Source organism: Ruegeria sp. YTSC106 (genome assembly GCF_059609765.1).
This window is the reverse complement of the sequence record NZ_JBXWMI010000024.1, coordinates 16,302-39,004: the sequence shown is the minus strand read 5'-3', so window position 1 is coordinate 39,004 and position 22,703 is coordinate 16,302. Positions and strand designations below refer to the sequence as shown.

Here is a 22,703-nt window from a genome sequence, read left to right as displayed (position 1 = left end):
TTATACCCCTGAAGCTCGCGGGTATGAATCACGCAGGCGGGATGGCGACAACCAAATTAATAGGTCCAGAACCTAGTGCTCCTTTCATTCCAACGAAAGGATCACACCATCAAACCGCAGGGCCAAACATCTAACTTGAAGAAGCCAACTTGATACCTGTTGAAGTGTTATCCATTCCGCGATAGTTCGGGTAAAATTTCAAGCCGACGCCAAGGAGCTTTTGATGAATGATCAAGCACGGGAAGTGTCCGAACTGTCAACTTCGTCGGTGAAAACGCGGTATGGCAAAATTTATTTCCCGGATGGAACGGATACGATATCAGACTCACTTCGCAAGTACGGTGAATGGGCTCAGTCTGAGCTAGATATCTTATGCGATTTCATCAACGCTGATGATATCGTTGTTGACGGCGGTGCTTGCTATGGCACTCACAGCCGTGCCTTTTCCGATCGCGTTGGCCCGAATGGTCAAGTCGTCAGCTTTGAGCCTTTCGATGACAACCGAAAAATTCTAATGCTGAACGCTGCAGCCGCTGAGTTTTCAAACATAGATGTTCGATCCGTTGCCCTCGGCGAACGGGCAGGTAAGGGAAAAGTCACAGAGTGCTTTGAGGAGAATGCGGGGGGTACCAGAGTTTCGGCCACGGATGAGAGTGGGTCGTTGACGATGGTACGTCTGGATGACGCTGCGCTGGGGAAGGTGTCCTTTATCAAGTTGGACTTGGAAGGTGGCGAATTGAGCGCTCTGCGGGGTGCGGCAAGAATGATTTCGCAAGACCGACCGGTTGTCTTCTGCGAGGTTTTGGACTTGTCCAGCGGCGCGCCGATATTAAGCCACATGTCGGAACAAGGTTATGTTAGCTTCGGCCTAAATACACCTGCTTATAGACCGGACAATTTCTTCGGATCGAACGAAGATATCTTTGCTGGTGGAAGTGAGTGCGGGCTGCTGTTCTTGCCTGCAGAAAAACAAGAGGCTTTTCAAGAGCGCGTTCAAAAGCACCGATTGCCGAAAATCGAAACTCTGGATGATCTTGCCTTGTTGCTTTTGCAACAACCGCAGTATCTCCGATCAACGCTGCCAGGATTACGCTCTGCATCAATTCTGGAGGTGCCTGAAGCGCCGGGGGACGTGGCAAAAAAACTGCATTGGCTCGAAGAAAAACTACATGGGCTCGAAGAAAAACTACATGGGCTCGAAGAAGCCAAAGAAACCGCAACTGCTCAGTTGGCGGTTCTTCAATCCCGATTGAAACTGCAACTCGCCGAGTTTCTGCCTTTGCTCGAGACGTGGAAACAAGACAACGAATATACTGTTCGCTTGGCCAAACGTGTCCGCAAATTGCCATGGGCGTTGTATTTTAGAACAAACAAAAAACACCGCCGAGGCACACGGAATCTCATCAATTTCTCAGATCGACCGCAACAAGCTTTGGACAGGTTGGCAGCTCTGCAGGGGCTGTTAAGTGGCGTTCCAGTGGCTGAATCTGGCGCGTTTGGTTTGACCGAAGGGCATCGGGCAAAGGTTTTCGATGCGATAGGTGCGAATGGTCCAGAAGCTGTTTTGGCGCCGTTGCCAAAGAACATCGAACCCGTGCTTGATGCGTCCAAGATTGCTGACGCATTGGCTGCAGGCCGAGATCGGGTCGTTCTGGGAATTGGCCACGACAACTATCGTGAAGTTACGGGTGGCACGCAGGTTTGCATTCAAATTGAAGCAGAGCGAGCAGATGCAGCAGGAATGGAGTATCTGAACATCCATCCTGTCAGGACATGCAATGCCTTGTTGCCAGATGTCGAAACAGAAAACGCTGTTTTTCGATTGGTCTTGAATGGCGAGTGTATTGGTGTGGCAAGATACGCCGACCTGATTGTGGCGACCACTGAGCGAGCCGCTGCAGGACAGTCGTTCAAATGCATCGTTCATCATCTTCTTGGGCACTCGCCCGAAGCGGTCGCGCAATTGATCGAGGCAAGTTGTGACGGCAAAGCGCACTTTTGGTTTCATGATTACTTTGCGGCTTGCCAAAGCTATATGCTGCTTCGAAATAACCTTAGCTACTGTAATGCTCCGGATCTGGAGTCTCAGGGGTGCACTATCTGTATCTACGGCAAGGGGCGCGGTGCCCATATGAAGCGATTCCGGGACTTTTTCGATCGCATCCAGGTGACGGGGATAGCACCTTCTCAGGTCGCGGCCGATATTTGGGTGAAATCCTGCGGGTACAAACTGCAGGACCTGATTGTACAACCACACATGGTCATCAAAAGTGACCCTCGCCCGACACCCTTACCTAAAATTGGTTCTGGGAAACGTGGTCCGATCAGAATAGCGTTTGTGGGTGTGCCTCTGGCGCACAAAGGTTGGGAAGACTTCAAAGCGTTGGTGGAATCCGAAGCTTTGAACCCAAAGCTTGAGTTCCACTATTTCGGCAGGATGGACGTGGCTCTCAGCGTTGTTAAACACGAGGTGGACGTAACGGCCAGCCAGACATCTGATGCAATGACACGGGCTTTGGCGGCTGTCGGTATTGATCTTGTACTGCATTTTGCGCCGTGGCCGGAAACGTTCTCTCTGACAACAGCCGAGGCGCTGGCAAGTTCAGCATTTGTCGTGACTCATGAAAAGTCTGGCAATGTTGCAAAGCTGGTCAAGTCGACTGGTCGTGGGGTTGTGTTGAACAGCAGCGCCGATCTGTTGTCATGGGCAAAAAGTGATGCCTGTGAAAAGCTTATCGACGACGCACGGCAGCGCCGCACCGCAGAGGTATTGACTTCGGAAATCAGTGATATGGCCATTCCTCATCTTCAAGAAACGAGCGCAAAATGACTGTACACGCATATACGAGTTTTTCATTTAGTTATCTTAACCGTGCCCGTGTTCTGGCCAGCTCCCTCAGGCGTCAGCACCCGGATTGGGTTATTTGGGCTGTGCTTACAGACCGTGCGCCGGTAGGGTTTGAATTTTCGATTCAGGACGAAGACTTCGACCGATTGGTGACGGCCGAGGACTTGTATTGTGAAAACACTGAGCCGTGGTTGTTTAAGCACGATATCGTTGAAGCCTGCACTGCCGTTAAGGGACAGGCTCTGAAGCACATCATGGATCAGCCTGGTGTGGAAAAAATTGTCTATTTCGATCCTGATATTGCTGTGTTTTCTTCGATGCAACCTGTTGTCGATTTGTTGGATGATTGGTCGATTGTTCTTACACCTCACCAAACTATTCCTGACACCGAAGACATTGCCATACGTGACAATGAAATTACGTCTCTACACTACGGCACCTACAATCTCGGTTTCTTGGCTGTCCGAAATGATGAAGAAGCACGCGCCTTCACTGATTGGTGGACGGAACGACTAAATACATGGTGCTATGATCGACTGGACATCGGTGTTTTTGTCGACCAGAAATGGTGCAACCTGATACCTTGCTATTTCGACAGCGTAAAAGTGTTGCGCGATCCGGGATACAATGTCGCCAGTTGGAATCTCAGCAAAAGAACAATGTCCATCGCGGGTGACGGAGGCCTGTTGATAAATGGTGTGCCGTTGCGGTTCTACCATTTCACCAAGCTTGGTCCACTCGGAAACGCGATGACGGAAAGATACGCCCAAGAAAACTACGAAGTTTACGAACTCTGGGCGTGGTATGAGCGTGAAGTTGCCCGTTTCTCTGACCCATTAATCCCGTCGGGGTGGTGGTACTATGGTGTATTCGAAGATGGAACAAAAGTGCCGAAGGGGGCTCGGGAACTATACCGGGACAGCGCTGATCTTCGGAAACGTTTTCCCGATCCATTCAAAGATGGCTATCTTAAGTGGCTGAAGGAGAATACTGATCAGTTTACATAGTGAACCTTTTCATCGACTTATGAACCATGCGGTTCAGATGCTGAACAACCCCTGATCACTTTCACTAACCTGGTGATACATCCATGAGCCTCCCTCCACGCAAGATAGTTTATTCCAAAACGCATGATGCAAATCTGGTGGACTACCCAATCAGAGACATCGACGAAGATCTAATATTCACCGAACTTTTCCTGAAGTCGCGGGATTTCACCATGACGGGAAAAGACGCAATGTTTGCGCTTCATAACGCTTGCAAGTACGTGCATGCGTCAGGGATCTCTGGCGACTTTGTTGAATGTGGTACTTGGATGGGAGGCAGCGCCATTCTTGCCGGGCTAACCTTCGAAAGGCTTGGTGCCCCCCGCAACCTTTGGCTCTACGACACCTTTGAGGGAATGACTGCTCCAACCGAAGCAGATGTAGATGTCAATGGTGAAAGCGCGTCGACACTGATGGAAGAATTTGGCGACGAGACAGGGTGGTGCTACGCATCGCAGGAACAGGTTTCCCAAAACTTCGGATCTGCTGGGATTTCAGCGCAAAACGTCCGCTTCGTGAAGGGAGACGTTATGGAGACGTTGAAAGATCAACTGCCAGAGCAAATTTCAGTATTGCGTCTTGATACGGATTGGTACGAATCCACGAGGTTTGAGCTGGAGGTTCTCTACCCGAGACTAGCTCCGGGCGGCGTTCTGATTATCGACGATTACGGACATTGGTCCGGCTCTCGCCAAGCGACTGACGAATACTTTTCGACCATTCGCACGCCGATGCTGAATCGGGTGAACGATCAGGTCAGGCTTTGCATAAAAATATGAGAACTCAAAGAGAGGCAATCTAATGGTAGATTCAATCCAAGACAGAAAATCAAGGATTGCGGAAACTGCGGAAAAGCTCTTGTCCGAGCAGGAGCGAGCGAAATTCTCGCTCGTCCCGACTATTATCGAGCAATGGATGAGCGATGCAGGAGGGCTGGACGGAAGAAAGATTCTTGATTTTGGTTGCGGAGAAGGGACGTCGGCTGCAGGCGTTTCGTTGTTGTTCGATGCAGAGGTGCATGGCGTTGACATCAACAATGAAGCCGCAGCCTGTGCTTCCTTCTTGCATCAGAATTTCGGGATGGATATTCCCAACCGACTGACGTTTCAAGAGATAGCTCCGGGTGAAACGCCGAACGGTGGCCCTTTTGATCTAATATACAGCTGGTCGGTCTTCGAGCATGTAAACAACAGAATCTACAACTCTGTGCTGAAAGACCTGTACGGGCTTCTCAAGCCAGGTGGGCATTTCTTCATTCAGATTTCACCATTGTATTTCGCTCCGGAGGGAAGCCACCTGTGGGCAATCGGTTATGAGAAATGGGAACACCTTATCGCGCAAACCAGCGACGTACATGATGATATTAACAATTCGGACTTGGACGACCCGCAAAAGAAATCGCTGCTAGCCATGTTTGATACTCTAAACAGGGTAACTGCCGACGATTTGTTGAGTCGGTTCAAGGCGGTTGGGTTTCAATTGCTCCGTGAACAGCGAGATCAAGTGGACTTTGAGCCGCCGGCAGCATTGCTGCGCGCCTATCAGCGGGACGCCTTGAAAACTTTTCAAATTGTCGCGCTGTTTCAGAAACCCTTGAGTATCAAGGAAGTTCATTCCTTCTGATCAAACAAACCTGCGGTCGCCTGAGCCCTACCACAACACACGCGGTTGCATTCCTTTCATATTTTAACGAATTAGGTTGTTCCGGCCGTGCTTTGGTTGTGACCCAGCCCAAACGGCCAGAAATTCCGGTATGTATAGCTAAAAACAGCGCAGACAACCTTAACAAATCTTAGCTTCTGAAGTGTTTTCAAGGAGACCGTATTTTTCAATCTGAGAGCTGGCGCGACACTAGCAACTGTATTTGTCATGCGAGCTGAGCGCTCCACTTTTGCCGTTATTTGCACAGCGCATTCGTTATTGTGAAGAGCTTTCTGGCGACGGCTGTGATGATGACCCAATGTGGTTTGGCAGCAGCGCGAAGGCGGTTGGTAAGATCTTCAGGGCTGGAATGAAATGGCTGGCGACGAGGGCTGGTTAGAACATTAAATGGCGCAACAAGCGCCGCCCGCCTGCAATGGCGCGCTTTCCGCGCATGGCTCCACTGTCATGTGCGATGGGCGCGAAGCCGTTGAAGGCCGCGGCCTGTTCCCCCGAGTGTCAACGGTGGCATAATACCCGGCCACTAGGTGGAGTGCGCCTCTGGGGGTGGACCGATCAGGCCGCCTTATTTGACCGGGCTATAGCACTCTTCATTTCAAACTGGTTGGGGCTCAGGGTAAGCGTTGCGTGAAGGTCACCTTCCAGCCCTGTGCCTGATCTGAGATTCCACCTTGGAGTGATTTTCGAGGTGAGTTTCTCCATGGAGAGTACAAGAGAGTTTCTCATCGGGCTTGGCGTTATCTTCTCACCCGATGGGAGGCGGCGTTGGCCGGATGATTTGAAGGCGCGGATTGTGGCGGAGACGTTGCTGCCGGGTGCGACGGTGAATGATGTTGCCGCCAAATATGGCTTGCGGCCGAACCACGTTTCGTCGTGGCGGCGGATGGCCAAGGATGGTGATCTTGTCTTGCCGGTTTTGGAGGAGGAAGCCGCGTTTGCGCCGCTGGTGGTTTTTGAAGATCCACCTTCGCCACCGGTCCCGGATGTCGCGCTTTCTACGCAACCCATCGAGATTGCGGCTGGAGACATCCTGATCAAGCTGGATGGGGCCACTCCGGCGGCGCGGGTGGCTGAGATTGTCCGGGCCCTTGGGGTTGGGTCATGATCTTCCCCTCGAACCGGGTGCGGATCCTGGTGGCGACCAATCCGGTGGATTTTCGGAAAGGCCACGACGGGCTGTCAGCCCTGGTGCAATCGGTTTTGCGCAAGGATCCCTTCACAGGGACGGTCTTTGTGTTTCGTTCCAAACGCGCTGACCGGCTCAAGCTGCTTTACTGGGATGGGACGGGCCTCGTGATGGCGTACAAGCGGCTGGAAGACACGCGCTTCACCTGGCCCGCCATTCGGGACGGTGCGATGACGCTGAACCACGCCCAGTTCGAGGCGCTTTTTGCGGGGCTGGACTGGCGCAAGGTGAAGGCTTTGGAAAGCCGCCCTCCGGCTGCGGCCGAATGAATCAGGGGCTCAATTGTGCCGCGTCAAACCTGGGCTTTCGTGCTATGCGGCGACCATGTCCGACGCTGCTAACGACCTTGATTTGAGCCTGCTGCCGCCTGCCTATCGTGCGGCTTTTGAAGCGTTGCAGGTTCAGGCCGCACGGGCAGCCGAGCTTGAAGAGATCAACAAACGGCTCGAACATCTGGTGGCGGAACTGAACCATGCGGTGCATGGCAAGAAGTCCGAGAAGCTGGATGAGGACGAACGCCAGCTCTTGTTCGAAGAACTCGAAGTTGCTGTCGCCGAGGTGCAGGAACGCAAGGATACACAAGTCCCCAGCGAAGATGGGCCAATACGCAAACAGGTGGCGCGACGCAATCTGGGCAATCTGCCCGAGCATCTGGAGCGCATCGAACAGGTTGTCGAGCCCGGCAGCTTGATTTGCCCCTGCGGGTGCGGGGAGATGCACAGGATCGGCGAGGACCGATCCGAACGTCTGGACATCGTGCCAGCCAAGCTGCGCGTAATCATCACCGTGCGCCCAAAATACGCCTGCCGCCAGTGCACTGATGGCGTGACCCAGGCCCCGGTGCCAGCGCGCCTGATCGAAAGGGCACTGCCAACAGAGGGCACCATCGTGCATGTGCTGGTCTCTAAGTATGCGGATCACTGCCCGCTTTACAGGCAATCCCAAATCCTGGCTCGTGCAGGCATCGACATTCACCGATCCACTTTGGCGGATTGGGTCGGCAAAGCGGCCTTCCATCTGGGCCCGGTCGTGGACCGGTTGGCCGAACACCTGAAGACATCCACGAAGCTTTTCATGGATGAGACAACCGCGCCGGTCCTCGATCCCGGCCGCAAGAAGACCAAAACCGGATACCTCTGGGCACTGGCGCGCGATGACCGAAATTGGGGCGGCGATGACCCGCCGGGCGTCGTGTTCTTCTATGCCCCCGACCGACGAGGCGAGAATGCGGAAAAGTTCCTCACCGGCTTCGTTGGCATCCTCCAGATCGACGGCTACCCCGGATACAATCGCCTGACCCGCGCCACGCGAACGGGCGGCGAGCCCATTGTCGTTGCCCATTGCTGGGCGCACGCCCGCCGCAAGCTCAAGGAAATCCACGACCGCGACAAATCCGAGATCGCGGCAGAGGGCCTGCGCCAGATCGCCGAAATCTATGCCATCGAAAAGGATATCCGAGGCACATCCCCCGGCCAGCGCCTATCGGCCCGCAAAACCCGATCCGCGCCATTGGTCGCAGCCTTTGGCGACTGGTTGAAAGCTCAGCGCGCCCGTGTCTCGGCCAAGTCCCGCCTCGGAGAAAAGCTGGCATATATCCACCGCCATTGGGGCGGATTGCAAACCTTCCTCAACGACGGACGCGTCGAGATCGACAGCAACCAGGTCGAAAATCTAATCCGCCCGATTGCCCTGAATCGGAAAAACGCACTGTTCGCGGGCCACGACGAAGGTGGCAAAGCCTGGGGGCGCATCGCCTCACTGATCGAAACCGCCAAAATCAACGGCGTCGAACCCTTCGCCTATCTCAAGGCCACACTCGAAGCCATCGCAGCCGGACACCCCAAAAACCAGATCGACGACCTGCTCCCGTGGAACTTCAAACCGTCAAGCTGAAAACACGGTGGGCCGCAGCCGCCGCTTACGGCTCAGGTAACTGAGGGCTGAATGCAGCCGACGCGCGTTGTAGATGTTGTCGATAAAGTTCGGTAAATGTGCCTCGACATCGCCGAAGGTTTCATATTCCGTAGCATAGACCGGCTTCACTTTCAGGGTTTTCATGAAGCTCTCAGCTTGCACATTGTCATAGGGGTTACTCTGCGGCTCATCGATCCGACGAAGCCGTGTTGTTTGAGAAGGTTCCGGTGCCGGGCTGCTGGAGCGGCTGCTATGCTGATCTTCCGGGCATCTGATGCTTTCGGTCGGGTATCAGGTTTGGGTCATGTCGGCTGCAACTCGTTCATCAACACTGCCGGCCGTAGGATCAGGTACTCCGGTACTTTTCTCAAATTTATTTCTACGATTTTTTTTCATTAGAAAGTACTGCTGCCCTGCTTAGACTTTTACTCTCCTGTTTTCGCCTTTCAAATTCGGGCTCCAAGAGTTTTAGGTATTCAAGGCGAGCAAAGGCGTGGTAGTACGAGAACGGAAGCAGAAATAGTCCAAAACTGATAGTCACAATCGAGTAGACTAATGCACTCAGTTCTAATCGGGGGGAACCATTCGAAAATATGATGGTCAAGAAGAGGAAAAGAGCCACAACCCCGGAAGCTATGCACGCCGCCCCCATAATCGAGCACAGGTGATTGAGAAACGACCTTCTTGCAAACCTTTCCCGTTCGTTACTAGTTAACAGTTCGAAGAAACCCAACATGTCGTTTAACTCTAAGCCCGAGAGCCTATTCCAGTTCGTACCCTTTCGAAATCGCCACAGGTTTAAAGCTCTCCTGGATGACCAAGAGCGGTTCTCAATATCTGTTCGGCTAGGAAGATCGCCTGTGACCGACCATCCTCTGTTCTCGAATAGTTCTTTAACGGCATATCCAATCGCATAAAGCACCGCCGCAACTGGCAAAGCGACAACACCTTCGAAACTTGGAAACTCCACTCGCATTGATGGCGACCACAAGCCTATAGGGAAAACGACCAAAAAGCCCGCTGAAATATAGAGAATATCACGAGTAAAGAAACGACCTAATGATCGTATGACTTCTGTGATGCCTTTGTCCAACCTTCCGCTCCACAGTTCTCAGTGAGAACTAGCGTAAACGAGATGGCTTGTCTTGCAACTGCTTTGTATAGTGCCGTGGTTTCTTCGGCGTACGAACTTGTCAAACGAAACGTTCGTTAGGAGTTTCTAGCACTATCGCATAGTGGACAGTTTCCTTGCTCGACTAACGCATAGCACAAGTTCCCGTGGTCAACGGTTTGACTAGGGATTGCAGCAATGTCGGCAATCCAGTCTTAGCTGCTTTTTTGTTAGTTCCTTCTTAGTCTGCGTCCGCGCTGAAGTTGGAAACTCTTACAACGCTCGACACTAACAAACACTAACATTTTTAGCACCAACCCCGTCAGAGGGACGCACAGCCAGGGAACGAGAGGGAAGAGTACTGTGACTCATGCACATCAACAAAAAAACAGGGGATAAATCAGGGGATACACATGATCCGACAGAGAAAACACTTATCTTACAAAGTTTTAGTAAAATAATTGGTGCCCAGGAGAGGACTCGAACCTCCACGTCCATACGGACACTAGCACCTGAAGCTAGCGCGTCTACCAATTCCGCCACCTGGGCAGGTGTCGTGGAGGGGCGTTTAAGCCTAGTGGCGGGAGGCGTCAACCAGATTCGGTGAGATTTTTTGAAGTTTTTTGAATTCGGCTCCCGGCCGGTGTTTTCGGCCCATGGCTTTCACGGCCGTCGCGGCGAATTAGCGCCTTGTTTGACTGGCCTGCGGGCGTTAGTTCTAGGGCGCAATTTCTCAGCAGGAGCCCTCTCATGTCAAAACTGGTGACGATTTATGGCGGATCGGGATTTGTCGGTCGCTACATCGCGCGGCGCATGGCGAGTGAGGGTTGGCGTGTCCGGGTGGCGGTGCGACGTCCGAACGAGGCCATGTTCGTGAAACCCTACGGTGCCGTGGGTCAGGTCGAGCCGGTGCTGTGCAATATCCGGGATGATGCCTCGGTGGAGCTGGCGATGCAGAGCGCCGATGCGGTTGTGAACTGCGTGGGCGTACTGAACGAACGTGGCAAGAACGGTTTTGATACCGTACAGGCCGAAGGAGCTGAACGCATCGCGCGTTTGGCAGCCGAGCAGGGCATCAAGCGGATGGTTCATATCTCGGCCATCGGTGCAGATGCGAATTCAGCCAGCGCGTATTCTCGGACCAAAGCACATGGTGAAGCGGGCGTTTTGAAGCATATGCCAGACGCTGTGATCCTGCGCCCTTCGGTGATTTTTGGCACGGAAGACCAGTTCTTCAACCGCTTCGCCGGGATGACCCGCATGGGACCGTTCCTGCCTCTGGTCGGGGCCGAAACCAAGTTCCAGCCGGTTTTTGTAGACGATGTGGCGCAGGCTGCCGTCAAAGGTGTTCTGGGACAGGCAGAGCCGGGTATTTACGAACTTGGCGGCCCGGAGGTGAAAACCTTCCGCGTCCTGATGCAGCAAATGCTTGAAGTGATTCACCGTCGCCGTGTCATAATTGGTCTGCCGTTCTTTGCTGCCCGGATTATGGCGAATGTGCTGGATATGGTTAAGTTTGTCAGTTTCCAGCTGTTCCCCAACAACATCTTGACCCGCGATCAGCTCAAGAACCTGCGCCATGACAATGTGGTATCCGACGGTGCCAAGTCATTTGCAGATATTGGGATTGAACCGACCACGCTGGAATCGGTTCTGCCGGAATATCTGTGGAAATTTCGCCCCTCGGGTCAGTATGACGACATTCAGAACTCGGCTAAAAACCTGCGTATCTGATCAGCTGTAGGCCATGATCAAAAGTATTACGCCAAGAATGACGCGGTAGATAACGTAGGGTGTGAAGCTGACACTGCGCAAAAGCCGCATCATCAGGCTGAGTGCCAGAAGGGCCGAAAGAAATGCAAAAAGCGCCGCAATTGCCCCATCCCGGGCCAGTTGCATATCGGCCTCGCGCACAACATCCAATGCCAGCAGAGTGCCTGACGCCAGAATCGTCGGGATCGACATCAGCATGGCAATACGCGCACCGTCTTCACGGGTGTATCCCAATTGACGCGCACCTGTGATGGTAATCCCGGATCGCGACGTGCCGGGGATCAGCGCAAGAACCTGCCACAGGCCCATGATGAACGCGTCACGTATTCCCCATTCGGCGGTTTCTTTGGTTTCGGGGGCTTTCTGGTCCACCCAATACAGCAACAGACCGAAACCCAGCATTGTCCATCCGATTACTGTGATCGAGCGCATGGCCGCGCTCATCCCCGTCACGTGCAGAATGAGGCCCGCGATCACGGTGGGAACAGTTGCAATGATCAGGCCCAGAGCAAGGCGGGACTGAGGTGTATCAGTCCGTCCGGTCAGGGCGCGCGGAAATCCGGCAACGGCCTGCTTCACATCCGACCAGAAATACAGCACCACGGCACCCAGGGTTCCCACATGCACTGCGATATCAATGGTCTGGCCCTGATCCTTCAACCCTGACAGGCTGGGCAAAAGGATCAGGTGACCGGATGAGGATATGGGCAAAAACTCAGTGATTCCCTGAATGATTGCTACGAGAATCAAGTGGAAAAGACTCATCTGCCCTGCCGTGTAGCTGCCACGTGTTTTATGCGGTTTATGGGTATAAGGGCGGTACAGAAAAAGAAAGCACGCATATAGGTCCGATTCGGATCTAAATTTTCTGATTATCTATTGCTTTTTTTAAGAGGCGGACGGTATTTTCTTAAAATAGGTCAGCATATATGACTTTTCATCCAGATGCTCTTCCCTTAAAGAAGCGGGACCAAGCCAATTCATGGAGTCTGACCCGTGGCCAAGCAACCGATGCTGAAATTTGTACAGATCGACCGCGTCATGCCGGAAAAGCGTGGTGCCAATGACCGCAAGGACGACTTTGACGAGATCTATACCGAGTTCGCCGCTGAAAAAGCGGCCGAGCAGGCGAGTCGGTGCAGCCAATGCGGTGTTCCGTACTGCCAGTCGCATTGTCCGTTGCACAACAATATCCCCGACTGGTTGCGCCTGACTGCGACCGGACGTCTGGAAGAAGCCTACCATACAAGTCAGGCCACCAATACCTTCCCCGAGATCTGTGGCCGCATCTGCCCGCAGGATCGTCTTTGTGAGGGCAACTGCGTGATTGAACAGTCGGGCCATGGAACAGTTACGATTGGTACGATCGAGAAATACATCACGGATACCGCGTGGGAAAAAGGCTGGGTCAAACCGGTCGCTCCATCGACTGAACGCACTGAAAGCGTGGGTATCATTGGTGGAGGCCCCGGAGGGTTGGCCGCCGCGGACATGCTGCGCCAGGCGGGAATCCAAGTCACGGTATACGATCGTTATGACCGTGCCGGTGGTCTGCTGATGTATGGCATTCCGGGTTTCAAACTGGAAAAAGATGTTGTTCAGCGCCGCAATGACCTGCTTGCTGATGGTGGGGTTGAGTTTGTTCTGAACTGCAACGTGGACGTGGCAAAGTTCCAAGAAATCCGGGCCAAGCATGATGCCGTTATCATTGCGACTGGCGTCTACAAGTCGCGAGACTTGGCCATGCCGGGCAGCGGACTGGCCGGGATTGAGAAGGCAATCGACTTCCTGGCGGCCTCGAACCGAAAAAGCTTTGGCGACGAGGTCGAAGATTTTGACAACGGTCGCTTGAATGCGGACGGCAAGAAGGTTGTCGTGATTGGCGGTGGTGACACCGCGATGGATTGTGTTCGCACTTCGATCCGTCAGGGCGCGACTTCTGTCAAATGCCTGTATCGCCGGAACCGGGCCAACATGCCGGGTTCACAGCGTGAAACGCAGAACGCTGAAGAAGAAGGCGTGATCTTCGAATGGCTCAGCGCGCCCAAAGGGTTCACGGGTGAAGACACTGTTTCGGGTGTGATCGTGCAAAAGATGCGCCTGGGACAGCCAGACGCTTCAGGTCGTCAGGCCCCCGAAGTCATCGAAGGCGCGGACTATGTCGAAGACGCTGATCTTGTGATCAAGGCGCTCGGCTTCGAGCCTGAAGACCTGCCCACGCTGTTCGGACAACCCGACCTGCCGGTCACCCGCTGGGGGACGATCAGGGCTGCGTTCCAAACCGGTGAGACCGAGATGGATGGAGTCTATGCAATCGGTGACATCGTGCGTGGTGCCTCGCTGGTGGTCTGGGCGATCCGGGACGGCCGTGACTGCGCTGATGCGATCATCGACCGCTTCAATGCAAAATCTGCCGTTGCAGCTGAATAATCCCAGCGATCAGGAGGGTTTGAAATGCCTGAATTGCAAGGCCAATGCATGTGTGGCGCGGTCACGGTGACGGCAACTCCGGCGCGAGATGCGCTTGGGGCGTGCCATTGCGACCAGTGCCGCCGCTGGACCAGTTCCATGCTGGTGACGTTTCAGGCCGAAGAAGGCTACGCCGCGCTTGGACCCGTCAAATCCTTTACCTCGTCCGACTGGGCCGAACGCGCCTTTTGCGCCGATTGTGGTTCGGCGCTTTGGTATCGGATCACTCTTCCGGGCGAGATGCACGGCCAGACGCAAATAGCGGCAGGTCTGTTTGATAACGCCGCAGGCAACCCGCTGAAACTTGAACTTTACATCGACAAAAAGCCCGAGGGCTACGCGTTCGCTGGCGAACGCCGGCAGATGACCAAAGCCGAGGTCGAAGCTATGTACGCCCCCTCTGACGAAGGAGACAGCCAATGACCAAATATGATGCCGATTGGGTGCGGGCCGAAGAAGCCAAGCGCAAATGGATGGCCGAAAATGGTCTCTATTCCGACGAAGAAGAGCATTCTTCCTGTGGCGTGGGTCTTGTTGTGTCCGTGGATGGGAAAGCCTCGCGCAAGGTTGTGGACGCCGGTATCGACGCGCTAAAGGCGATCTGGCATCGCGGCGCAGTTGATGCCGACGGTAAAACCGGTGATGGCGCAGGCATTCACGTTCAGATCCCGGTGTCTTTCTTCTATGATCAGATTCGCCGCACAGGCCACGAGCCCAGGTTGGATGAACTGATCGCGGTTGGTCAGGTTTTCCTGCCGCGCACCGACTTTGGCGCACAGGAACGGTGCCGGACCATCGTGGAAACCGAAGTTCTGCGCATGGGCTATTACATCTACGGCTGGCGCCATGTGCCGGTCGATGTCACCTGTCTGGGTGAAAAAGCCAACGCCACCCGGCCCGAGATCGAGCAGATCCTGATCTCGAACTCCAAAGGTGTGGATGAAGAAACCTTCGAGCGCGAACTCTATGTCATTCGTCGTCGCATTGAAAAGGCCGCCTCGGCCGCCGGTATTTCCGGGCTGTATCTGGCGTCGTTGTCCTGCCGTTCGATCATCTACAAGGGCATGATGCTGGCCGAGCAGGTTGCCGTCTTTTATCCGGATCTGATGGACGAACGCTTTGAATCCGCCTTCGCCATCTATCACCAGCGCTACTCCACCAACACCTTCCCGCAATGGTGGTTGGCCCAGCCTTTCCGCATGTTGGCTCATAATGGTGAGATCAACACGCTCAGGGGCAACATCAACTGGATGAAGAGTCATGAAATCCGCATGGCCAGTGGCACCTTTGGCGACTATGCCGAGGATATCAAGCCAATCATCGCCGGAGGATCGTCGGATTCGGCTGCATTAGACTCGGTTTTTGAGGTTCTGGTGCGCGCGGGCCGCTCGGCCCCGATGGCGAAAACCATGCTGGTTCCGGAAAGCTGGTCCAAGCAGGCGGTTGAGTTGCCGCAGGCGTGGCGCGATATGTATTCCTATTGCAACTCGGTGATGGAGCCCTGGGATGGCCCGGCTGCGCTGGCCATGACCGATGGCCGCTGGGTCTGTGCCGGTCTGGACCGGAACGGTCTGCGTCCGATGCGTTACGTTGTGACTGGCGATGGTCTGGTCATTGCGGGTTCGGAAGCAGGCATGGTGCCGATTGACGAGGCCACAGTGACCGAAAAAGGCGCGCTTGGCCCCGGTCAGATGCTGGCTGTCGACATGAAAAAGGGCAAGCTCTACCGTGACACCCAGATCAAGAACAAGCTGGCTCGCGCACTGCCCTTTGGCGAGTGGGTCGGCAAGATCAACGATCTGGACGAAGCGTTGGCAGGTGTGACCGAAAAGCCGATATTCTCGGGCGAAGAACTGCGCAAGCGTCAGATCGCGGCAGGCTATTCGGTCGAGGAACTGGAGCAGATTCTCGCGCCCATGGCTGAAGATGGAAAAGAGGCGCTGGCATCCATGGGTGATGACACGCCATCGGCGGTTTTGTCCAAGCAATACCGCCCGCTCAGCCATTTCTTCCGGCAAAACTTCAGCCAGGTCACGAACCCGCCGATCGACAGCCTGCGTGAATACCGTGTGATGTCGCTGAAAACGCGGTTTGCCAACCTCAAGAACGTTCTGGATGAAGACAGCAGCCAAACCGAGATCGTAGTTTTGGAAAGCCCCTTTGTCGGCAACGCGCAATGGGCCAAACTGGTCGAGAACTTTGATGCTCCTCTGGCTGAGATTGATTGTAGTTTCGAACCCGGTCGAGGCGCTTTGAGCAACGCTTTGGCCCGTGTTAGAGCCGAAGCGGAAGAAGCGGTGCGGTCTGGTGGAGGGCATCTTGTGTTGACCGACATGCGCTCGGGCGAAGGTCGGGTCGCGATGCCGATGATCCTGGCGACAAGCGCCGTGCACTCGCATCTGACCCGTCAGGGATTGCGTACTTTCTGTTCATTGAACGTGCGGTCGGCGGAATGTGTGGATCCGCATTACTTCGCCGTACTCATCGGTTGCGGTGCGACTGTTGTGAACGCTTATCTGGCAGAGGATTCACTGGCAGATCGCATTGACCGCGGGCTGCTGGATGGCACGCTGACAGAAAACGTTGCGCGATTTCGCGAGGCCATCGACCAGGGCCTGTTGAAAATCATGGCCAAGATGGGAATTTCGGTGATCTCGTCTTATCGCGGTGGCCTTAACTTCGAGGCGGTGGGCCTGAGCCGCGCCATGGTGGCCGAGTATTTCCCGGGCATGACCAGCCGGATTTCCGGCATCGGCGTCACCGGCATTCAGGCCAAGGCCGAAGAAATCCATGCCAAAGGCTGGAACAGTGGTCTGGACGTGCTGCCCATCGGTGGGTTTTACAAGGCCCGCGCGACGGGCGAGACCCACGCCTGGCAAGCGACCTCGATGCACATGCTGCAGATGGCCTGCAACAAGGCGTCCTATGAGCTGTGGAAGCAGTATTCGGCCAAGATGCAATCAAACCCGCCGATCCATCTGCGCGACCTGATGGACTTCAAACCGTTGGGCAAGCCGGTACCGATTGAAGAGGTCGAATCGATCACCTCGATCCGCAAGCGGTTCGTCACGCCGGGCATGTCGCTGGGCGCGCTGTCGCCCGAGGCGCACAAGACGCTGAACGTGGCGATGAACCGGATCGGCGCAAAATCTGACTCGGGTGAAGGTGGGGAAGATCCCGCACACTTCGTGCCTGAACCCAATGGCGACAACCCATCGGCCAAGATCAAGCAGGTGGCCTCGGGTCGGTTCGGCGTGACCGCCGAGTACCTCAACCAATGCGAAGAGCTGGAAATCAAAGTGGCTCAGGGCGCCAAACCCGGCGAGGGCGGCCAGCTGCCCGGCATGAAAGTCACCGACCTGATCGCGCGTCTGCGACATTCGACCAAGGGCGTGACGCTGATTTCGCCGCCGCCGCATCACGACATTTACTCGATCGAGGATCTGGCGCAGCTGATCTATGACCTCAAGCAGATCAACCCGCGCGCCAAGGTGACGGTGAAGCTGGTGGCATCGTCAGGCGTCGGCACGATCGCTGCCGGCGTGGCCAAGGCCAAGGCCGACATCATCCTGATCTCGGGCCACAATGGCGGCACCGGGGCATCGCCCGCGACCAGCATCAAATATGCCGGTCTGCCGTGGGAGATGGGCCTGACCGAGGCGCATCAGGTTCTGGCGATGAACAACCTGCGCGACCGGGTGACCCTGCGGACCGATGGCGGTTTGCGTACCGGTCGAGACATCGTCATGGCCGCGATGATGGGGGCCGAGGAATACGGTATCGGCACCGCCGCCCTGATCGCCATGGGCTGCATCATGGTGCGCCAGTGTCAGTCGAACACCTGCCCGGTTGGGGTCTGCACGCAAGACGAATCCTTGCGCGCGAAGTTCACCGGCAATGCGGACAAGGTCGTCAACCTGATCACCTTCTACGCTCAGGAAGTGCGTGAGCTGCTGGCCAGCCTTGGCGCGCGTTCCGTGGATGAAATCATCGGTCGGGCCGATCTGCTGGCGCAGGTCAGCAGGGGTTCGGCACATTTGGACGATCTGGACCTCAACCCTTTGCTGATCACAGTCGATGGTGCCCATAATATCGTGTACAATCGTGACAGGGACCGGAATGCTGTGCCTGATACGCTGGACGCCGAGATCGTGCGCGATGCGGCCCGATTCCTGAAGGACGGCGAGAAAATGCAGCTGTCCTATGCGGTGCAGAACACGCACCGGACCGTTGGGACCCGCGTTTCCAGCCACATTGTGCAGAATTTTGGCATGCGGAACACGTTCCAGGATGACCACCTGCACGTGAAACTGCAGGGCTCGGCCGGTCAGTCTCTGGGTGCCTTTGCGGCTCCGGGCCTGAAGCTGGAAGTGTCGGGAGATGCCAACGATTATGTTGGCAAGGGTCTGTCTGGCGGTACGATTGTCGTGCGCCCGCCGCAGGTCAGTCCGCTGAAGGCGGATGCAAACACGATCATCGGCAACACGGTGCTGTACGGCGCAACTGATGGCCATCTGTTCGCAGCTGGCCGCGCGGGCGAGCGGTTTGCTGTGCGCAACTCGGGCGCCAAAGTCGTGGTCGAAGGGTGCGGATCGAACGGGTGTGAGTACATGACCGGCGGTGTGGCCGTGATCCTGGGTGATATCGGTGCCAACTTCGGTGCCGGCATGACCGGTGGCATGGCTTATCTTTATGATCCCGAAGGCAAAGCCGAAGCGTTGATGAACAAGGAAACGCTTGTGACCTGTCCGGTTGCCGTCGACCATTGGGTGGAGCAATTGAAATCCATGATCATGCGCCACGCCGAGGAGACCAACAGCCGGAAGGCCGCAGATATCCTACAGCATTGGGACGTGGAAAAAGGTAACTTCCTGCAGGTTTGCCCCAAAGAGATGCTGAACAAGCTGAGCCACCCGCTGAGCGAAGAAGCTGCGGCAGTTCCGGCGGAGTAAGCCGGAATCCCATCACTAACAGGCCTCGCGTGCCATTTGCACCACGCGGGGCCTTGGTTGTCTGCGCGGTTTCGACAGGATTCTTGCCCGTTCTCCCGAATTTCGCCATGCTTTTTTCACCTTGTAGTGATAGCCATGACCTGTTTCGGTTTCAAATGGTGACAGAGTAGGGGCGACAGGATGCCAACGACATATCGCGATCAGTTTTTCACCTTTGATCCCGCAAGCCCGCCACCAGGAGGAACAGCTGTCACTGTCAGCAGTTTCAACCTGACTGATGCGAATGATGACAATCTTATTGACGTGCCCAGTGGCGATACGGTCAATGGACAAGACGTAACAAATTCCTGGCCGGGGGATACTGTTACGATCAACGTGTCAGGCGTTGGGAACGTGACCTATACAGGAATCACTTTTTACCTGGCCGATGGATCGCGGGTTTTCACCCCTACAGACAATCAGGTGCTTCAGCCTGGAACGCTGGTTTCGACCACTTTTGTCAACACGCAAGGTCCTCTGAATGTCGGAAATCTGGGTCCACCTTGTTTTACGGCCGGGACCATGATCGCCACGCCGGAAGGTAAGCGGGCGGTTGAGGATTTGAAGGCTGGTGATCTGGTCCTTACGGTGGATCACGGACCTCAACCATTGATCTGGGTCGGGTCTACAACCGTCGCAGCCGAAGGCAAACTGGCCCCAATCCGGTTCGAAGCCGGTGTTTTCGGTCTGGATCGCCCCTTGCTGGTTTCACCGCAGCATCGGATGCTGGTCGAAGACTGGCAGGCGTCTTATTTGTTCGGTCTTTCCGAAGCGCTGGTTCCGGCACATACACTGGTCAACGATGACACGGTGACACGCGTTGAAGGCGGTGAGGTCGAATACTTCCACCTCTTGTTCAAGCAGCATGAGATCGTCATCGCCAACGGAGCGAAAAGCGAAAGCTATTATCCCGGGCACGCGCTGTCAGCCTCGGATCGCGAGACTCAAAGCGAGGTGCTGCACTTGTTTCCCGAGTTGGCAGGTCTTGATCCGATGTCGCTGAAAACCGCTCGCCCGATCATTCATCCGCGTGAGGCGCGTGCTTTCGCGATTTAGGCCGTTTCAAACCGGAACCCTGCGTCGTATAGCTGAGGCATGGCTAAGAAAGCAGCCCGCAAATCTGGCGGAAAAAAAAGTAAGGCATCCAGAAAGAAAGTACCGGTGGCGCGACAGGTTCGCCGCTGGGTAGCGCGCGTGGCCATGGCAGTTGTGTGTCTCGTGGTTGCTCTGGTCCTGATTTATTCGGTCGTGAACCCGCCCGTGACGCATACCATCTGGTCGGAATGGCGCCGGCTGGGAAAGGTTGAACGCGAATGGGTGCCGATCGAGGACATGGCTCCGATCATGGCAAGATCAGTTGTGGCGGCTGAGGACGCAAATTTCTGTCTGCATTGGGGCTTTGACGTTGAAGCCATTCGCGATGCACTTGAGGATGGCGGAAGTCGCGGTGCGTCGACCATCACGCAACAGGTTGTGAAGAATGTGTTCCTCTGGCAGGGCCGCAGTTGGGTGCGCAAGGCTTTGGAAACCTCGATCACGCCGGTGGTTGAAATATTCTGGAGCAAGCAGCGTATTCTTGAAGTGTATCTGAATGTGGCCGAAACCGGGAACGGCGTGTTTGGGGTCGAAGCTGCTGCGCAACGCTATTTCAACACCAGCGCGTCAAAGCTGACCTCGGTTCAGGCGGCACGGATTGCTGCAATCCTGCCGTCACCACGCAACAGGTCTGTCACGGATCCAACTGCCAGAACCCGCAGAAGAGCGGCTTCAATTCTCGATGGGGCGGCCACCATCCGCGCAGATGGTCGCGCAGATTGTTTCGAGGATTGAAACCCGCTATCTGCCAAGGGTAAATCTGTCGGGTATTCACTGGTTCGATTGGAAGTCCATGGCGCGTCTGTTTCACGTTCCCCTCTCTCCGTATTGTCGCAAGGTCCGTCTGTCGCTGGCGGAGAAGAAGATCGAGGTTGAGCTGGTAGAAGAGCGATACTGGGAGCAGGATCCTGATTTCCTGCGCCGCAATCCGGCGGGAAAAGTACCTGTGTTGCGTCTGGACGGGCGCATCATGTCGGAAAGCGCGGCGATCTGCGAATACATCGAAGAAACCCGCCCTGAGCCAGCTTTGATGCCGAAAAACCCCGAAGCCAGATTTGAAGTGCGGCGCCTTGTCGGGTGGTTCGACGACAAGTTTCACCACGAGGTGACATCGAAACTGTTGTATGAGCGGGTGAACAAAAAGGTGACGGGACAGGGGTATCCGGACAGCAAGCATATCAAACAGGGCGCCAGGGCGATCAAATACCATCTGGATTACATGGCATGGCTGCTGGATCATCGCCGCTGGCTTGCGGGGGATCAGATGACACTGGCTGATTTCGCGGCCGCGGCGCATCTGTCTTCGCTGGACTACATCTCGGACGTGGACTGGCATCGCAGCCAGGTGGTCAAGGACTGGTACGCAAAGATCAAGTCTCGTCCTGCGTTTCGGTCAATTCTGGCGGATCAGGTGCCTGGTTTCCGACCGCCGCCTCATTACGCTGATCTGGATTTCTGATAGGGTACGCAAGGGGGGCTGTCTGCCCCCCATCGCGCTGTGGGCGCGATTCCCCCCGAGGATTTTTTTGGCCAGATGAAGAGCGGATCGGATCTTAAGGAAAAGCTGGTGCAACAAGCCTTGGCAGAGGGGTTTGTTGCCTGTCGTGTGTGCCGGCCATGGGATGTTCCACTGGTGCCGAAACGCTTGCGGGCATATTTGGATGCCGGTTACCACGGGCAAATGGGATGGATGGCCGCGCGCACACAATGGCGTGGCGATCCTGCCGCCCTTTGGCCCGAGGCGCAGTCAGTCGTCATGTTGGCCGAAAGCTATACGCCGGAACATGACCCGACAGAGATCCTGAATCACCCGGATCGCGGTGCAATTTCGGTCTATGCGCAGAACAAGGACTATCATGATCTGGTCAAGAAGCGGCTGAAACGGTTGGCGCGATGGCTGATTGCCGAAGCCGGGGGGGAAGTAAAAGTGTTTGTCGATACCGCACCGGTTCCCGAGAAAGCTTTGGGGCACGCAGCCGGATTGGGGTGGCAGGGCAAACATACCAATCTTGTAAGCCGCGAATGGGGGAATTGGGCTTTTATAGGGTCTGTTTTCTCCACACTGGACCTGCCGGCGGATAAATCAGAGTTAGACCACTGCGGGTCGTGCCACGCCTGTCTGGACAGTTGCCCGACCGATGCGTTTCCGGCGCCGTATCAGTTGGATGCACGGCGGTGCATTTCATACCTGACAATTGAACACAAAGGTCCGGTGGACCAAGAGCTGCGCAATAAGTTGGGCAATCGGATTTACGGCTGCGACGATTGCTTGGCCGCCTGTCCCTGGAACAAATTTGCCGTCGCCGCGAGCGATATGCGCTATGCCGCCCGGGACGATCTGAAAGCGCCCGGCTTGCAAGAACTGGCGGCGCTTGACGACGCAGCCTTCCGTGCGCAGTTTTCTGGCTCACCGATCAAGCGCATCGGGCGGGACCGGTTCGTGCGCAACGTTCTGTATGCCATTGGAAACTCGGGACAGCCGAAATTGAAAACAGTGGCCCAGAATCTGGTCGAAGACCCCGACGAGACGGTGGCCGACGCGGCGCGCTGGGCGGTGGAACAACTGTCATAATTGCCGCAAACAGGCTGGACGTGTCGTGCATAACCG

17 protein-coding genes, 1 tRNA gene and 2 pseudogenes are annotated in these 22,703 nt (G+C 55.3%); 15 read left to right on the top strand and 5 right to left on the bottom strand.

All coding sequences use genetic code 11. The annotated features are described in order from the left end of the window. Positions 1-223 precede the first annotated feature (223 nt). From AC2FEB_RS21805 to AC2FEB_RS21790, 4 genes are all read left to right on the top strand, one after another. Complete coding sequence (locus AC2FEB_RS21805; protein ID WP_496677316.1) at positions 224-2,830, top strand: FkbM family methyltransferase; 2,607 nt, start codon at positions 224-226, stop codon at positions 2,828-2,830. Next, a complete protein-coding gene (locus AC2FEB_RS21800; RefSeq protein WP_496677313.1) occupies positions 2,827-3,855 on the top strand; it encodes a hypothetical protein in 1,029 nt (342 codons plus the stop codon). Before AC2FEB_RS21805 ends, AC2FEB_RS21800 begins: the two co-directional genes overlap by 4 nt. A gap of 83 nt (positions 3,856-3,938) precedes the next feature. After that, the gene (locus tag AC2FEB_RS21795) at positions 3,939-4,673 is read left to right on the top strand and encodes a TylF/MycF/NovP-related O-methyltransferase (RefSeq protein ID WP_496677310.1); all 735 of its coding nucleotides are present in this window, start codon (positions 3,939-3,941) and stop codon (positions 4,671-4,673) included. A gap of 22 nt (positions 4,674-4,695) precedes the next feature. Continuing rightward, complete coding sequence (locus tag AC2FEB_RS21790) at positions 4,696-5,517, top strand: SAM-dependent methyltransferase (RefSeq protein ID WP_496884365.1); 822 nt, start codon at positions 4,696-4,698, stop codon at positions 5,515-5,517. Between the two features lie 414 nt (positions 5,518-5,931). Here AC2FEB_RS21790 and AC2FEB_RS21785 read toward each other — a convergent pair. Next, a pseudogene (locus AC2FEB_RS21785) lies at positions 5,932-6,039 on the bottom strand (IS110 family transposase); the annotation flags it as partial. Positions 6,040-6,256: 217 nt separating this feature from the next. Between AC2FEB_RS21785 and tnpA the strand changes: the two are divergent. From tnpA to tnpC, 3 genes are read left to right on the top strand one after another with little or no spacing between them, the layout of a single operon-like run. Then, positions 6,257-6,661 carry an IS66-like element accessory protein TnpA gene (gene tnpA, locus AC2FEB_RS21780; protein WP_496677305.1) on the top strand — a complete coding sequence of 135 codons (405 nt, stop codon included), beginning with the start codon at positions 6,257-6,259 and terminating at the stop codon, positions 6,659-6,661. Next, the gene (gene tnpB / locus AC2FEB_RS21775; RefSeq protein ID WP_496677303.1) at positions 6,658-7,011 is read left to right on the top strand and encodes an IS66 family insertion sequence element accessory protein TnpB; all 354 of its coding nucleotides are present in this window, start codon (positions 6,658-6,660) and stop codon (positions 7,009-7,011) included. The genes tnpA and tnpB overlap by 4 nt, the downstream gene beginning before the upstream one ends. A gap of 55 nt (positions 7,012-7,066) precedes the next feature. Further along, the gene (tnpC, locus tag AC2FEB_RS21770; protein WP_496677300.1) at positions 7,067-8,635 is read left to right on the top strand and encodes an IS66 family transposase; all 1,569 of its coding nucleotides are present in this window, start codon (positions 7,067-7,069) and stop codon (positions 8,633-8,635) included. Here the strand turns inward: tnpC and AC2FEB_RS21765 are convergent. The 3 genes and pseudogenes from AC2FEB_RS21765 to AC2FEB_RS21755 all read right to left on the bottom strand — a co-directional run. Next, positions 8,627-8,874 (bottom strand): annotated as a pseudogene (locus AC2FEB_RS21765) (integrase core domain-containing protein); the annotation flags it as partial. The gene tnpC and the pseudogene AC2FEB_RS21765 sit on opposite strands and share 9 nt — an antisense overlap. Before the next feature lie 161 nt (positions 8,875-9,035). After that, entirely contained in the window at positions 9,036-9,749 is a 714-nt protein-coding gene (locus tag AC2FEB_RS21760; protein WP_496677298.1) for a hypothetical protein, read from the bottom strand. Positions 9,750-10,229: 480 nt separating this feature from the next. Then, positions 10,230-10,316, bottom strand: a tRNA-Leu gene (locus AC2FEB_RS21755). A 201-nt stretch (positions 10,317-10,517) separates the two neighbouring features. Here AC2FEB_RS21755 and AC2FEB_RS21750 point away from each other — a divergent pair. Then, entirely contained in the window at positions 10,518-11,501 is a 984-nt protein-coding gene (locus tag AC2FEB_RS21750; RefSeq protein WP_496853250.1) for a complex I NDUFA9 subunit family protein, read from the top strand. Here AC2FEB_RS21750 and AC2FEB_RS21745 read toward each other — a convergent pair whose 3' ends face one another. Next, a complete protein-coding gene (locus AC2FEB_RS21745) occupies positions 11,502-12,305 on the bottom strand; it encodes an undecaprenyl-diphosphate phosphatase (protein WP_496677294.1) in 804 nt (267 codons plus the stop codon). A gap of 231 nt (positions 12,306-12,536) precedes the next feature. On the opposite strand from AC2FEB_RS21745, the gene AC2FEB_RS21740 reads away from it, so the two are divergent. The 7 genes from AC2FEB_RS21740 (at position 12,537) to queG (ending at position 22,667) form a co-directional block, all read left to right on the top strand. Next, positions 12,537-13,970 carry an NAD(P)-dependent oxidoreductase gene (locus AC2FEB_RS21740; RefSeq protein WP_496677291.1) on the top strand — a complete coding sequence of 478 codons (1,434 nt, stop codon included), beginning with the start codon at positions 12,537-12,539 and terminating at the stop codon, positions 13,968-13,970. Between the two features lie 24 nt (positions 13,971-13,994). Beyond that, a complete protein-coding gene (locus AC2FEB_RS21735; RefSeq protein ID WP_496677289.1) occupies positions 13,995-14,432 on the top strand; it encodes a GFA family protein in 438 nt (145 codons plus the stop codon). Beyond that, a complete protein-coding gene (gene gltB, locus AC2FEB_RS21730) occupies positions 14,429-18,961 on the top strand; it encodes a glutamate synthase large subunit (protein WP_496884364.1) in 4,533 nt (1,510 codons plus the stop codon). Before AC2FEB_RS21735 ends, gltB begins: the two co-directional genes overlap by 4 nt. Before the next feature lie 180 nt (positions 18,962-19,141). After that, positions 19,142-20,056, top strand: a complete 915-nt coding sequence (locus tag AC2FEB_RS21725; RefSeq protein WP_299901922.1) for a Hint domain-containing protein — start codon at positions 19,142-19,144, stop codon at positions 20,054-20,056. A 39-nt stretch (positions 20,057-20,095) separates the two neighbouring features. Continuing rightward, positions 20,096-20,830, top strand: a complete 735-nt coding sequence (mtgA, locus tag AC2FEB_RS21720) for a monofunctional biosynthetic peptidoglycan transglycosylase (protein WP_117871142.1) — start codon at positions 20,096-20,098, stop codon at positions 20,828-20,830. A 58-nt stretch (positions 20,831-20,888) separates the two neighbouring features. Further along, positions 20,889-21,554 (top strand): FtsZ-binding protein FzlA, encoded by a 666-nt coding sequence (gene fzlA, locus AC2FEB_RS21715; protein ID WP_496677321.1) that lies wholly within the window; start codon positions 20,889-20,891, stop codon positions 21,552-21,554. A gap of 75 nt (positions 21,555-21,629) precedes the next feature. Further along, complete coding sequence (queG, locus tag AC2FEB_RS21710) at positions 21,630-22,667, top strand: tRNA epoxyqueuosine(34) reductase QueG (RefSeq protein ID WP_496677283.1); 1,038 nt, start codon at positions 21,630-21,632, stop codon at positions 22,665-22,667. Positions 22,668-22,703 lie beyond the last annotated feature (36 nt).

Excerpts from the sequence above, each read along its gene's own strand:
- AC2FEB_RS21750 (WP_496853250.1), top strand. The coding sequence starts at position 10,518 with ATGTCAAAACTGGTGACGATTTATGGCGGATCGGGATTTGTCGGTCGC.
- AC2FEB_RS21800 (WP_496677313.1), top strand. The coding sequence starts at position 2,827 with ATGACTGTACACGCATATACGAGTTTTTCATTTAGTTATCTTAACCGT.
- fzlA (WP_496677321.1), top strand. The coding sequence starts at position 20,889 with ATGGCGCGTCTGTTTCACGTTCCCCTCTCTCCGTATTGTCGCAAGGTC.
- AC2FEB_RS21725 (WP_299901922.1), top strand. The coding sequence starts at position 19,142 with ATGCCAACGACATATCGCGATCAGTTTTTCACCTTTGATCCCGCAAGC.
- AC2FEB_RS21745 (WP_496677294.1), bottom strand. The coding sequence starts at position 12,305 with ATGAGTCTTTTCCACTTGATTCTCGTAGCAATCATTCAGGGAATCACT.
- tnpB (WP_496677303.1), top strand. The coding sequence starts at position 6,658 with ATGATCTTCCCCTCGAACCGGGTGCGGATCCTGGTGGCGACCAATCCG.
- tnpC (WP_496677300.1), top strand. The coding sequence starts at position 7,067 with ATGTCCGACGCTGCTAACGACCTTGATTTGAGCCTGCTGCCGCCTGCC.
- gltB (WP_496884364.1), top strand. The coding sequence starts at position 14,429 with ATGACCAAATATGATGCCGATTGGGTGCGGGCCGAAGAAGCCAAGCGC.
- AC2FEB_RS21805 (WP_496677316.1), top strand. The coding sequence starts at position 224 with ATGAATGATCAAGCACGGGAAGTGTCCGAACTGTCAACTTCGTCGGTG.
- AC2FEB_RS21735 (WP_496677289.1), top strand. The coding sequence starts at position 13,995 with ATGCCTGAATTGCAAGGCCAATGCATGTGTGGCGCGGTCACGGTGACG.
- AC2FEB_RS21790 (WP_496884365.1), top strand. The coding sequence starts at position 4,696 with ATGGTAGATTCAATCCAAGACAGAAAATCAAGGATTGCGGAAACTGCG.
- AC2FEB_RS21795 (WP_496677310.1), top strand. The coding sequence starts at position 3,939 with ATGAGCCTCCCTCCACGCAAGATAGTTTATTCCAAAACGCATGATGCA.
- queG (WP_496677283.1), top strand. The coding sequence starts at position 21,630 with ATGAAGAGCGGATCGGATCTTAAGGAAAAGCTGGTGCAACAAGCCTTG.
- tnpA (WP_496677305.1), top strand. The coding sequence starts at position 6,257 with ATGGAGAGTACAAGAGAGTTTCTCATCGGGCTTGGCGTTATCTTCTCA.
- mtgA (WP_117871142.1), top strand. The coding sequence starts at position 20,096 with ATGGCTAAGAAAGCAGCCCGCAAATCTGGCGGAAAAAAAAGTAAGGCA.